At 43.5% G+C, this 11,821-nt stretch carries 13 protein-coding genes; 4 read left to right on the top strand and 9 right to left on the bottom strand.

Going from position 1 to position 11,821, the window contains the following annotated elements; all coding sequences use genetic code 11:
- Nucleotides 1-53: 53 nt before the first annotated feature.
- From BMW86_RS01620 to nusB, 9 genes are all read right to left on the bottom strand, one after another.
- Nucleotides 54-1,268 carry a HipA domain-containing protein gene (locus tag BMW86_RS01620; RefSeq protein WP_089778333.1) on the bottom strand — a complete coding sequence of 405 codons (1,215 nt, stop codon included), beginning with the start codon at nt 1,266-1,268 and terminating at the stop codon, nt 54-56.
- A 4-nt stretch (nt 1,269-1,272) separates the two neighbouring features.
- The gene (locus tag BMW86_RS01615) at nt 1,273-1,599 is read right to left on the bottom strand and encodes a HipA N-terminal domain-containing protein (protein ID WP_089778331.1); all 327 of its coding nucleotides are present in this window, start codon (nt 1,597-1,599) and stop codon (nt 1,273-1,275) included.
- A complete protein-coding gene (locus BMW86_RS01610) occupies nt 1,599-1,808 on the bottom strand; it encodes a helix-turn-helix domain-containing protein (RefSeq protein ID WP_089778329.1) in 210 nt (69 codons plus the stop codon). Before BMW86_RS01610 ends, BMW86_RS01615 begins: the two co-directional genes overlap by 1 nt.
- 191 nt (nt 1,809-1,999) lie before the next feature.
- A complete protein-coding gene (locus BMW86_RS01605; protein WP_089778327.1) occupies nt 2,000-3,097 on the bottom strand; it encodes a glycoside hydrolase family 5 protein in 1,098 nt (365 codons plus the stop codon).
- A gap of 39 nt (nt 3,098-3,136) precedes the next feature.
- On the bottom strand, nt 3,137-5,995 hold the full coding sequence (locus tag BMW86_RS01600) for a DEAD/DEAH box helicase (RefSeq protein WP_089778325.1): 2,859 nt from the start codon (nt 5,993-5,995) through the stop codon (nt 3,137-3,139).
- The gene (coaE, locus tag BMW86_RS01595) at nt 5,988-6,578 is read right to left on the bottom strand and encodes a dephospho-CoA kinase (RefSeq protein WP_089778323.1); all 591 of its coding nucleotides are present in this window, start codon (nt 6,576-6,578) and stop codon (nt 5,988-5,990) included. Before coaE ends, BMW86_RS01600 begins: the two co-directional genes overlap by 8 nt.
- A gap of 71 nt (nt 6,579-6,649) precedes the next feature.
- Nucleotides 6,650-7,000: a preprotein translocase subunit YajC gene (gene yajC, locus BMW86_RS01590; RefSeq protein ID WP_089778321.1), complete on the bottom strand. Its 351-nt coding sequence runs from the start codon at nt 6,998-7,000 to the stop codon at nt 6,650-6,652.
- A gap of 31 nt (nt 7,001-7,031) precedes the next feature.
- Nucleotides 7,032-7,463 carry a DUF1573 domain-containing protein gene (locus tag BMW86_RS01585; RefSeq protein WP_218149090.1) on the bottom strand — a complete coding sequence of 144 codons (432 nt, stop codon included), beginning with the start codon at nt 7,461-7,463 and terminating at the stop codon, nt 7,032-7,034.
- A 27-nt stretch (nt 7,464-7,490) separates the two neighbouring features.
- Entirely contained in the window at nt 7,491-8,420 is a 930-nt protein-coding gene (nusB, locus tag BMW86_RS01580; RefSeq protein WP_089778317.1) for a transcription antitermination factor NusB, read from the bottom strand.
- A 258-nt stretch (nt 8,421-8,678) separates the two neighbouring features.
- On the opposite strand from nusB, the gene groES reads away from it, so the two are divergent.
- The 4 genes from groES (at nt 8,679) to BMW86_RS01560 (ending at nt 11,751) form a co-directional block, all read left to right on the top strand.
- Complete coding sequence (groES, locus tag BMW86_RS01575; protein WP_089778315.1) at nt 8,679-8,960, top strand: co-chaperone GroES; 282 nt, start codon at nt 8,679-8,681, stop codon at nt 8,958-8,960.
- Between the two features lie 50 nt (nt 8,961-9,010).
- Nucleotides 9,011-10,648: a chaperonin GroEL gene (groL, locus tag BMW86_RS01570; RefSeq protein ID WP_410492552.1), complete on the top strand. Its 1,638-nt coding sequence runs from the start codon at nt 9,011-9,013 to the stop codon at nt 10,646-10,648.
- Nucleotides 10,649-10,754: 106 nt separating this feature from the next.
- Nucleotides 10,755-11,234, top strand: a complete 480-nt coding sequence (locus tag BMW86_RS01565) for an FKBP-type peptidyl-prolyl cis-trans isomerase (RefSeq protein WP_089778311.1) — start codon at nt 10,755-10,757, stop codon at nt 11,232-11,234.
- Nucleotides 11,235-11,265: 31 nt separating this feature from the next.
- A complete protein-coding gene (locus tag BMW86_RS01560; protein WP_089778309.1) occupies nt 11,266-11,751 on the top strand; it encodes an FKBP-type peptidyl-prolyl cis-trans isomerase in 486 nt (161 codons plus the stop codon).
- The last annotated feature ends 70 nt before the right edge of the window (nt 11,752-11,821 follow it).

Below are 11,821 nucleotides of genomic sequence, written 5' to 3'. Positions count from 1 at the left end.
TACAGAAAAGCCCCGGGATTATCCCGGGGCTTTTTTATTAGTGTTCTGCTATATTATTGTAGCTCTATATTAACGAGCATATCTCCATCAACAAGTGTCAATAGTTGAGGATCATGCGTTTTCTTATACTGTTCTATTTTGTCTGTTTCAATGAACAGGTATTTATTATCCTTTTCTAAAACCCCCGACTTATCCATTGACTGGAATCGCCCTGTAATATTTTCCCCTCGTATAAAGGTTAAGCAGACATCCTTTTCATCACCCTGATAGGGGAAAATGATGGTTTTAGTTAGTCCCATCATTTTTAATTTCTTATTATAGGCCTCCAGGTACTTCTTTTTAGCCTTTTCACTAAGGAATGAATCACTGATCATTGAACGTACCTCATCAGAAATAACAAATACGTTTGTCAATATACGCTCTATTCTTACAGGCATCAATCCTAATCTGCGACCTAGTTCCCTGAAATGAGGCTGTCCATAGCAACCATGAATAGCATAAAACTCATTATCCACATTCATATCACCTTTATATAAATCCAGTGCAGTGTCCGATTCATTGGGCATGTGTAAAACTGTACTCATCAGATCATACGCCCTTGACAGGTGATAATCACCCATAGGCCCCTGTACGAGAGAGAAGTTTTTAAGATGTGCATCCCCGTTCGACATCACATAATTAAAAACAACTACCTTAAAGAGATTTTCAAGGTCCGGTATAGTCGCCGTTACATATTTACTGATCAACCCACCTATCTCTTCGTAGGTTCCTTCATATTTAAAATTCTCACCTACAGTTTGTTTGCTCCTGCCACTAAGTTGAGCCATATCTTCCTGAGGATACTTGCTTCCATCTTCCTTAACATCAAATCTGCGTGTTATGTATGCAGGACTCCCATCCTTAAAATAAATCAACGCATTGCTGGCTGTATCCAAGCGAAAGGCACGTGATGCAATCTGCATAGTCAGGTGTTCATTTTCAGGAGCCTGTGATGCTTCGGCAATTTGTATACCTGGCGGAATCGGTTTTAATATATACTGACCACCCTTATTTGTTAATACAAGTTCATTACCCTCCAGTCTGAGAGAGTATTTTAATTGTACTCCGGAAATAGACAGTCTTTTTGTCTTTTCCTGAAAGATAGATAAGTTGTCATCCGCAGGTGTGTCAAAAGATAAAATATGACTTACCTTCTTGCCATCAAATAATAATTTGCAGCAGTTAGGACAATAAGTGTCATGATCAGGTTTATAACATCCAGGGCACATTGTATTAATTAGTTATTTCTTTTACGGTTATAGCACCAATAGTATCCTCACATGCAGTACGTAGTAAACGGGTGAAATCATCGTCTTCATCAATCCTCAGTAACCTACATTGGATACTTTTATTAATACCTTCTGATAGAAGACCGGCAAAGAAGGGAAAAAGTACATTACTTCTGTACTGGTTATTGGATTTGGGTAATGTCAGGCTTACTGCAGGAAGAGAAGTATCAGCTAAATAATTATCGTCATAAATAAAATAATAATCATCGGGGGCTCTTTTTTCAAGATATCCGGCTAGTACACCATTACTATATACTTCACCTTTCTGCATCAGTTGATTGTTTTGATCTTCGCTATTAACTCCATTCCAAGGATAGTAAACAGTTTTATTAAGGTTTCATAAGAAGGATTTCCCTCACCTTTCTCAATAAGATGAATTGTTTTAATACCAACTCCACTCATCTCTGAAAGATCTTCTTGTTTCAGATGCAGAGATTCCCTTCTTTTTCTCATTACATCTCCTATTTCCAAAATTGTCATCGGTAATATATTACTGATTTAAACAAATATACTAAGAATTAAAATCAATAATTCCTTTAATCGGTAATATATTACTGATTTCCCCCTCTGAAACCTCAATAATTACTCAATTCAGCCTTGATCGGTAATATATTACCGGTTTAAATAAAAAACCGACGTCATAGACGCCGGTTCCCTTCATAAAAATATGCTTAATCCTTCATCAATATCTTAATCAGTTTCTTATCAGGGGTCCCTTCATCATCTACTATTCCGAAAGCCCCTTTATAATCCCATAACGTCCAGGCTATTCCGTTCTTCTCAAAGGCATTCCTCATATCCCTGAACCATCGCAATCTGTCTTTTCGGGGAACCGTATTTAAACATCCGAACTCTCCGCAGTAAAGGCTTAGTTTCATCTTCTTTGCTGCTTTCACTGCTATATCCATCTGGTTCATTATTACATCTTCATCGTATTCCTGTGTACTGCCTGCCAGTAGATTTCGTATAGTAGCAGGTTGTTCATTCAGTTCGTAAGGTGTAATAGTAGCTCCCGGGTAATGAATAGGCCCGCTATAATCTTTGTGGCGGGTCCAGCTGGCCTGGTAGTGTGTGAAATAGAACGGATTGTAGTAGTGGAAGCTGAGGATAACGCGCCTTTCTCCAGTTGGTATTTTTAACTGGGGCAAAGTGCTGTAAGACTCATACTGATTACTACCCGCAATAATCACACGGTTAGGTTCCAGCTGACGGATCAGCTGAATACCTTTTGCCAGCAGATCGTTCCATTGCTCGGCACTGTCAGCTACCGGTTCGTTCAGCAGCTCGTAAGCTACCTGGCTGACAGGGTATTTCTTCAACTCAGCACTCAGCTCACGCCATACCTGCAGGAAACGTTCCTGGGAGGCATCGCGGTCCCAGAGGGGCTGGTCTTTCGCATTAAAATCATGGCTGCGTAGGATATGCAGGTCTACGATAGCCCGCAGGTGATATTGTTTGCACCATTCCAGTGTTTTATGCAAGAGGGTAAAAGCATCCTTAAACTTCTCATCTTTATAGTCCCAGAGTTCTGCTTCGTCAACAGGAATACGGATATGATCGAAACCACTCTCCGCAATAAAGGCCATATCTTTTTCCGTAAAATATTCTGATTGGGAAATACCCCGGCGGCCCCCCGTCTGGGATAACCAGTGATTGAGATTCACACCACGCTGAATATTAAACCCTTCAGGCTTTTGTTGCTGCGGAGGTTGTGCTGACGCAGCAGTATATGCAAAAAGGAAAAAGGCAAGAATGGTTCTCGATAACATAATACAAATTTCGTAAATAACTTAATGAGGCCAAAATACTTAGCTGAAAAGGAAAGCCACATCTTCCTCTGTCAGCTTTTTCACAAAACCGGTATCCTCACTGATCAGATCATCCGCAATCATTTTTTTCCGCTGCTGTAAAGCCAGGATCTTCTCTTCCACACTATCCTTACAAATCATCTTATAAGCAAAAACCGGGTTCTGTTGCCCTATACGGTGTGTACGGTCAATAGCCTGCTGCTCTGCGGCCGGATTCCACCAGGGATCTACAAGATATACATAATCCGCTGCAGTGAGCGTAAGCCCCACACCTCCGGCCTTTAAGCTGATCAGGAATACCCGTACGCTCTCATCCTCCTGGAACTGCTTCACCAACTGTTGACGGTTTTCCGCTTTCGTTCCCCCATCCAGGTAGAGGAAAGGCAGGCCCGCAGCTTCCATCGACCGCGAAATCAATTGCAGCATTCCCGTAAACTGAGAAAACACCAGCACTTTATGTGCCCCTGTATTCTCTGTAATCTCCCGCATCAGTTCATCCAGCTTTACGGAACTCTTAATAGAAGCTTCTGCCTCTATCAGCTGAGGAGCATTACACACCTGGCGTAAACGCGTCAGACCTTCCAATACATAAATCGTGCTGGAAGCCATCCCGTCTTCTTTAATACGGTTTAAGAGTTTCTCTTTGTAGAAATCGCGGATACGGTTATACGCCTGGCGTTGCTCATCGCCCATTTCACACCACATAATGATCTCCGTTTTATCCGGGAGATCTTTCGCAATTTGTTCTTTGGTCCGGCGTAATAAAAAGGGATAGATCAGCCGGCGCAATTGACCTGCCTTTTCAGCATCCGCAAATTTATCAATGGGCTGGGCAAACTCAGAGCGGAAGAAGGCCTGGTTCCCCAGCAGACCCGGGTTCGCAAAGTTCATCTGCGCATAGAGGTCCATCGTATTATTCTGAATAGGAGTACCACTCAGTATCAGGCGGTTACGGCTTTGCAGGTCCTGTAAAGCCCTTGTAGTCTGGGAAGAAGGGTTTTTTATCACCTGGCTTTCATCCAGTACTACATATCCAAAAACATGTGTACTAAACGTTTCAATATCACTGCGTACAGTACCATAACTGGTAATGATCAGTTGTTTTTCGCGCCAGAGATCTGCATCATACTGCCGGTTTGCACCATGATACACGGTATAGCGTAAACCAGGAGCGAATTTCTGTAATTCACTCTCCCAGTTATAAATCAATGAAGTAGGACAAATAACCAGGTGTGTTTCACCAGGGTATTTCTCTGTAAGGTGTTGTAAGAAAGTAATGGTCTGTAAGGTTTTACCCAAACCCATATCATCTGCCAGGCATCCGCCCCAGCGCATTGCATCCAGTAAACACATCCACTCAAAGCCGGCCTGCTGATAGTTACGCAGTTGTGCCTGAATAGCAGGAGGGATGGGGAAGTGCTGAGAAGACTGTGCCTGCAGCTGTTGCAGTTTTGTCATGGTGTCCACAGGTGTATCCTGGGCTTCCAGCATCTCCTGCGCAATGGTGAAATGCAGCCGGGAGAGCCTTAATTTATCCTTCTGGATCTGCCCCAGTTTCCACAGCAGGTCGTACTTATGCAGCCACTCTTCCGGGATCACCCCGATAGTACCGTCTTTTAATAACAGGTGAGGCTGTTTATGCTGTAATGCTTTCTGTATGTCTGTAAGGGGAACGGAGATATCCCCGTAATGCACTTTTATTTCAAGGTCGAACCAGTCTTTATCATCCCCGTGCCAGCGGACATCCATTACCGGTACATGTGTATTGTAGCGGAAGTGTTGCAGCTGGTCCATCCCGTATACACCAATATTGCGGTCTGTGAGTTTGCGGTAGCATTTCACTAACCACTGGCTCTTTTCTGCATCTGCAAAAGGCAGGTAAAAGTATCCGTTTTGTTGTTGTGCAAACCGCGCATGCAGGGAACGGATAAAGGTGGTTACTTCCTTCTCGGTTTCAATATCTCTTTTTATCTCATATTGTGTATTCCCTTCAGTGCGTATTACAATCGGTGGGCCACCCGCGTCTAAGGTAAAGTTGCCATATTGCCACTGTGGGGTCAGCACTAAAAACGCTTTGTTCAGTTCACTTAACCATATATTACACACAGGCTCTGCTTCCACAAAAGCCTTGTCCATCAGTATACTCTTATTCACCGGATACGTTGCACTCAGGGGCTCAATAAGGTGCTGCAAAACATCTCCTTCCTGAGCAGCGGGGATATCCATAAATCCGCCCGGTAGTTTCTCTAAGATCTCCGTCGTAGCCGGTGGCAGGATAAATAATTCTCCACGGCTGCGTAAAACAAACCCATAGTGTTCAAAGTCGGAGAGGGGATAGGCCTGCCCGTTGACTGTCATGGTACCAGTAAGTCGCAAAACACCCGTATCCGTTCTTACCAGATCAAAGGATAACTGGGGAGGGAAGTTATTCACTACAGCAGGACGCGTATGTTTCAGCAGCATACTATCATCTGTGATCATGGTATACCAGGGCAGTACAGGTGTTAAGGAGCGCAGTTGCTGCAAAGTATTGTACAGGTAAAGCTGCATGCCTTCCTGGATATACTGCTGTAGTGTCTGGGACTTTACCGGGTTATCCCGAAACTTTTCCTTCAGTTGCAGCTCTTTATATACCATGGCTTCCTGTGTGCAGGGTTGCAGCAGGTATTGTACATTAGGGGGCAGGGTACTAAAAATGGACAATGATTTCTTATCATTCAGTGGCATACGCTGACAGGTACGCCCGCCGGCATCTTCCTTCAGTAATCCTGCACTGATCTTTACCGGGGTAGGATGATTGGTCTGTAACTCTAAAAGTAACACCGGTACTGCCTTCCCGGAATTAATGGTTTTACCCATAGATTGATATTAATTGTTGATGCAAAGCCAGCACCTGGGGTATAACCATTTGCTGCTCATCGTTATGGATCACATAATCGCACAGGCGCATCTTGATATTGTCGTCTATCTGTTTGTTGATACGCGCCAGCACTTCTTCACGGGTCACATGGTCTCGTTTCATAACACGCTCTATACGCATGGGTTGCGGTGCAAACACACCGATAATTTTATCCAGGTATTGAAAGGAACCGGATTCATACAGGAGGGCTGCTTCCTTGATCACATAGGGACTGGTTTGTCTGTTGGCCCATTCGTCGCTATGCCTGATGGTAGCGGGGTGTACGATGGAATTCAGCAGTTCCAGTTTGTCTTTATCATTAAACACGATTTTGCCCAGTGCTGCCCGGTCCAGTTTCCCGTCCGGCCCATAGATCTCTGCTCCGAAATGCTCTTTTACAGCTGTTTTCAGGGCTTCATCTGTTTGCATGATCTCTTTGGCAGCAGTATCTGCATAATATACCGGGATGCCCAGTAATTCAAAGATCCGGGAGACGGTGCTCTTGCCCGAACCAATACCTCCTGTGATACCTACTTTTAACATACGGCTGCAAATTCAAAAAAAAATCCCAAACTCCGCAGGGGAATTTGGGATGCGCAATCTGTAGACTGCAATTATTTTGTAGCTGTTTCAGCTGCTTTCTGCTGAGCTGAAGTATATTCCATACTGATAGCAGAACGTTCCATGGTAAAGAAAGTACCCGGACTAACTTCTATCTGTAATGTATTGTTATCATAAATCTTTTTCACCTTACCGTGAATACCTGCAATAGTAACTACTTTATCACCTTCACGAAGGTTGTTGATAAAATCTTTCTGCAGCTTTGCTTTTTTAGTCTGAGGGCGGATCATAAATAACCACATTACCACTATCATACCCCCGAAAAATAATAAAGACATTGCGGAACCACCACCGCCGGCACCTGCAGTCGGCATCAATAAAACGCCCAGATTGTTCATGTACATTGTATTAGTTTGTATTTGTTGTTTTGTATGTTTACTGCTTGATCACAGTACATTGTATTTTAGGTCCCTGTACTACCGGCGGATTAGTATTCGCTTTGATCGTAATTTCCTTTTCAGTGAAGCCTTCTTTGCCGGCACTGTTGAATACTACTTTCATATAAGCGCTTTTTCCGGGTCTTACAGGCTCTTTAGGCCAGTCAGGTACAGTACAGCCACAGCTGGAACTTGCATCCGTAATCAGCAGGTCTCTGTCACCGGTATTGGTGAATTTGAATGAATATTCCACCTTCTCTCCCTGCGTAACATTCCCAAAGTTATGAACTGGTTCTTCAAAGGAGATTTTCGCAGTACCTTTTGTTGTATCGGTAGCAGCACTCTGTTGATCGCCGCCTTTGCCGTTATTTGAGCCGCATGCGCCCAGAAACAGGCTGCCGCAGGCAAGTATAAAGAATAGCTTTTTCATATTTAGATGCATTAACCTCAAAAATAACTATTTTTTTGTACGGTCAACCTTCTTTATCTGGTTAGACGCATCAAGGTCTTTTAGTATATTATCCAGGATACCATTTACAAACTGCCCGCTCTGAGGGGTGCTGTATGCCTTGGCCAGGTCTATATACTCATTGATTGTCACCTTAGTAGGAATAGTAGGGAAGTAGAGGAATTCACATACACCCATTTCCATCAGCAGCATATCTACCGCAGCGATACGTTCCGGATCCCAGTTCTGTAATTTAGGCTTGATCAGTTCCAGGCAGTAGTCTTTCTTATCAAGCACTGTCAGCAGCAGTTCTTTTGCATAGTCCAGCTTTTCCTTACTGATAAGCTGCAGGAAGTTGAACAGGTGTGGCTTATGCATGTAGTTGGCAATCAGGAGGGTCATCATCTCCTCATCGTCACCCCAGTGCAGGAAGCTGTCTTCCATATGCTGTAAGAACAATTCGCTTTTTGACATGATCTCTTTATACAGGAATTCGATGATTTCCTTTTCCGCAGCTTTAGTACGGGCAGGGTCCTGTATATAAGTCTTGTAGGTATCAGATGCTGCCAGCTCGTTGTACAGTTTCCGCAACATATCCGGCTCGGGCAGGAATTTGAGCTTCCACTGCTCCAGGTTTACCTGGAAGCCTTTATCATTAATAATCTGAAAAATGAATTCGTTGCCGGCGATTTTTGTGTTCACCCGCAGATCTGCAGCAGAAGGGAGGTGCTTGGATGCTCTTGCCTGGGAATCTGTCTCAGCATACTGAGCCACCTGCGTCAGGCAATAGAGTAAATAAGTAAAGATCTGACTGGTCTGGTCCAGCTTCTCATTCAACAGGCTGGTTGCCGCACCTGGCTTTATTGTACCTGGCTCCATCGTTTCCAGGGCATAAAGGGTTTGCATCACCTTAACCCGGATATTTCTTCTACTAATCATCTTATAATCAAGAACTGTATGAGGCCGCAAAGCTAGGGAAAAAAACTGAACTCCAAACTTTCCGCTGCCGGTACATATTGTTTTAACAAGCCATTAAATGATCGTGTCAGGTTTTGTCTGAAAAAATGGCATTTTTGTCAGTGAGCATAAGAAAGCTATATTTGATAACTGAAAATTTGACCCGAAAAGTGCCTTGGCACAATTATCGAGGGCCTCAGTGCATAATACTCAACTTACCTTTTTAAAAAGTATAATTATATGGCAAAAGATTTAAGTATTAAACCCTTGGCTGACAGGGTGATCGTGAAACCCGCAGCTGCTGAAGAGAAAACTGCTGGTGGTATCATCATCCCGGATACTGCAAAAGAGAAACCACAGAGAGGTACTGTAGTTGCTGCAGGTCCTGGTAAAAAAGATGAACCGGTAACTGTTAAAGTGGGCGATACTGTATTATACGGCAAGTACTCCGGTACCGAGATCAGTATCGAAGGAGATGATTACTTAATCATGCGTGAATCTGACATTTTAGCAATTGTTTAATTAAACAGGCTGAACCCAAGAAATCTTAAAAATCGTTAAAATCGCAAGCTATTATGGCAAAACAAATATTTTTCAATATCGAAGCCCGCAACAAAATGAAGAAGGGCGTAGATATCCTGGCTGATGCCGTTAAGGTAACCCTGGGACCTAAAGGTCGTAACGTAGTAATTGAAAAGAAATTCGGCGCTCCTTCCTTAACCAAGGATGGTGTGAGCGTTGCTAAAGAAATAGAACTGGAAGATCCTATTGAGAACATGGGCGCCCAGATGGTGAAAGAAGTAGCTTCCAAAACAGCAGATATTGCTGGTGATGGTACTACTACTGCTACCGTTCTTGCTCAGTCTATCATCAGCGAAGGTCTGAAGAACGTAGCTGCCGGTGCTAACCCAATGGATCTGAAACGTGGTATCGACAAAGCTGTTAAAGTTGTTGTTGAAAACCTGAAGAAACAATCCGAAAGCGTTGGTAACGATATCAAGAAAATCGAACAGGTTGCTGCTATCTCTGCTAACAACGATGCTACTATTGGTAAGCTGATCGCTGAAGCAATGGATAAAGTAACCAAAGATGGTGTTATCACTGTAGAAGAAGCTAAGGGTACCGAAACTACTGTAGAAGTAGTAGAAGGTATGCAGTTCGACCGTGGTTACCTGTCTCCTTACTTCATCACCAACAGCGAAAAAATGCACGCTGAGCTGCAGAATCCTTACATCCTGATCTACGATAAGAAGATCAGCACCCTGAAGGATATCCTGCACATCCTCGAAAAAATCGTTCAGAATGGTCATCAACTGCTGATCATCGCTGAAGATCTGGAAGGTGAAGCATTAGCTACCCTGGTGGTAAACAAACTGCGTGGTCAGTTGAAAGTATCTGCTGTGAAGGCTCCGGGCTTTGGCGACAGAAGAAAAGAAATGCTGCAGGATATCGCTGTTCTTACAGGTGGTATCGTTATCAGCGAAGAACAAGGTTACAAACTGGAAAATGCTGACCTGAGCTACCTCGGTCGTGCAGAATCCGTAACTATCGATAAAGACAATACTACCGTTGTTGGTGGTAAAGGCGAAAAAGAAGCGATCCAGGCTCGTATCAACCAGATCAAGTCTCAGATCGAATCAACTACTTCAGACTACGACCGCGAAAAACTGCAGGAACGTCTTGCTAAATTAAGTGGTGGTGTTGCTGTACTGTACGTTGGTGCTGCTACAGAAGTGGAAATGAAAGAAAAGAAAGACCGCGTAGACGATGCACTGCACGCTACACGTGCTGCTGTTGAAGAAGGTATCGTTCCTGGTGGTGGTGTTGCTTACATCCGCGCTATCGCTAGCCTGGACACCCTGGTAGTTGATAACAAAGACGAACAGACTGGTGTAACTATCGTTAAACGTGCTATCGAAGAACCTCTTCGCCAGATCACTGCTAACGCAGGTATCGAAGGTTCTATCGTTGTTCAGAAAGTGAAAGAAGGTAAAGGTGACTACGGTTTCAATGCCCGCACAGAAGTTTACGAAAACTTACTGGCAGCTGGTGTTATTGACCCAACTAAAGTTACCCGTATCGCTCTGGAAAATGCAGCTTCCATCGCTGGTATGCTGTTGACTACTGAATGTGTGATAGCAGACAGACCAGAACCTAAATCCTCTGCCCCTGCAATGCCAGGCGGTCACGGTATGGGAATGGACTACTAATATCAGTACTTCTGAAAAATATCCAAAAGGGAGAAACGGCATTTGCCTTTCTCCCTTTTCCATTTATTTAGCTGTAACTTTGCCCTTTTTTAGCCGTTATACTGTCATGAAGGTAATTTTACGCTATTGTCTCTTATTACTGCTCTTGTCAGGTTGTTCCAAATCAGATTCGTCTGAGATGGATGCACTGGAAACGCTTTATAAAGAGGATGTAATTATCCGGGCATACATTGAAGCTCATGGCCTTACCGATATGGTAAAGGATTCCAGCGGTCTGTATTACAAAATCCAGGAACCAGGGGATTCTGTTCACATGACCCTCAATTCCGTTCCTACCATCATTTATTCCCGTAGTAATATTCAGGATAGCCTGCTGGATGCTTCTTTTGGTAGTACCAACTTCGACGGACGCAAATTGAAAGACCATATCGTGGGCTGGCAGATAGTATTACAGAAAATAGGGAAAGGGGGTAAGATCTTTACAATCATTCCTTCCCCGCTTGCCTTCGGCGATGAAGCGGTAGGCAATATTATTGCAGCCAATTCTATCCTCGTTTGTGAGATAGAAGTAGTAGATTTCAAATAAGTAACTTCATTATTTATTATATCAAAAAGTCATGAGAAAATTAGTACTGTTGAGCGGATTATTCCTCGTATTACTGGCAGCGTGTAAAAAGGATAAAGACTATGATGCCAGTCCACAGCTGAAGGCGGATGTGGCTACTATTAAGGCCTATATCGATACACATCACCTGGTAGCTACGCTGGACACTGCTACAGGGATTTACTACAATGTTACAGTACCAGGTAACGGCGTAGACAGCGTAAAGTATTTTGGAACAACAGTAAATGTATTGTATACAGGTCGCCTGATGGCAGACAGTACCGTATTTGATTCTACAGGTACTACTCCCCGCACGTTTACTTATAGTGGATTAATAGGTGGCTGGCAGTTTGGATTAACAAAGATCACCAAGGGTGGTAAAATAACATTGTATCTGCCTTCTTACTGGGCATATGGCAGACAGGCACAACCAGGCATACCTGCAAATTCTATCCTGATATTTGATATTGAGATGACAGACCTGAAGAATCCGTTGTAAGCTAAAATAATATAATAGTCAGATCCCGGTACACAGTACCGGGATTTGTCATTTCATACCCGGAATACAC

It is taken from the genome of Chitinophaga sp. YR573 (assembly GCF_900110995.1).
Lineage (GTDB): Bacteria > Bacteroidota > Bacteroidia > Chitinophagales > Chitinophagaceae > Chitinophaga.
Note: the sequence above shows the minus strand (reverse complement) of the source record. Positions and strands in the feature narration are given on the sequence as shown.

What these genes read in the sequence shown, in the direction of transcription:
- BMW86_RS01620 (WP_089778333.1), bottom strand. Translation starts at nt 1,268, where the DNA reads ATGTGCCCTGGATGTTATAAACCTGATCATGACACTTATTGTCCTAAC.
- BMW86_RS01615 (WP_089778331.1), bottom strand. Translation starts at nt 1,599, where the DNA reads ATGCAGAAAGGTGAAGTATATAGTAATGGTGTACTAGCCGGATATCTT.
- BMW86_RS01610 (WP_089778329.1), bottom strand. Translation starts at nt 1,808, where the DNA reads ATGACAATTTTGGAAATAGGAGATGTAATGAGAAAAAGAAGGGAATCT.
- BMW86_RS01605 (WP_089778327.1), bottom strand. Translation starts at nt 3,097, where the DNA reads ATGTTATCGAGAACCATTCTTGCCTTTTTCCTTTTTGCATATACTGCT.
- BMW86_RS01600 (WP_089778325.1), bottom strand. Translation starts at nt 5,995, where the DNA reads ATGGGTAAAACCATTAATTCCGGGAAGGCAGTACCGGTGTTACTTTTA.
- coaE (WP_089778323.1), bottom strand. Translation starts at nt 6,578, where the DNA reads ATGTTAAAAGTAGGTATCACAGGAGGTATTGGTTCGGGCAAGAGCACC.
- yajC (WP_089778321.1), bottom strand. Translation starts at nt 7,000, where the DNA reads ATGTACATGAACAATCTGGGCGTTTTATTGATGCCGACTGCAGGTGCC.
- BMW86_RS01585 (WP_218149090.1), bottom strand. Translation starts at nt 7,463, where the DNA reads ATGAAAAAGCTATTCTTTATACTTGCCTGCGGCAGCCTGTTTCTGGGC.
- nusB (WP_089778317.1), bottom strand. Translation starts at nt 8,420, where the DNA reads ATGATTAGTAGAAGAAATATCCGGGTTAAGGTGATGCAAACCCTTTAT.
- groES (WP_089778315.1), top strand. Translation starts at nt 8,679, where the DNA reads ATGGCAAAAGATTTAAGTATTAAACCCTTGGCTGACAGGGTGATCGTG.
- BMW86_RS01565 (WP_089778311.1), top strand. Translation starts at nt 10,755, where the DNA reads ATGAAGGTAATTTTACGCTATTGTCTCTTATTACTGCTCTTGTCAGGT.
- BMW86_RS01560 (WP_089778309.1), top strand. Translation starts at nt 11,266, where the DNA reads ATGAGAAAATTAGTACTGTTGAGCGGATTATTCCTCGTATTACTGGCA.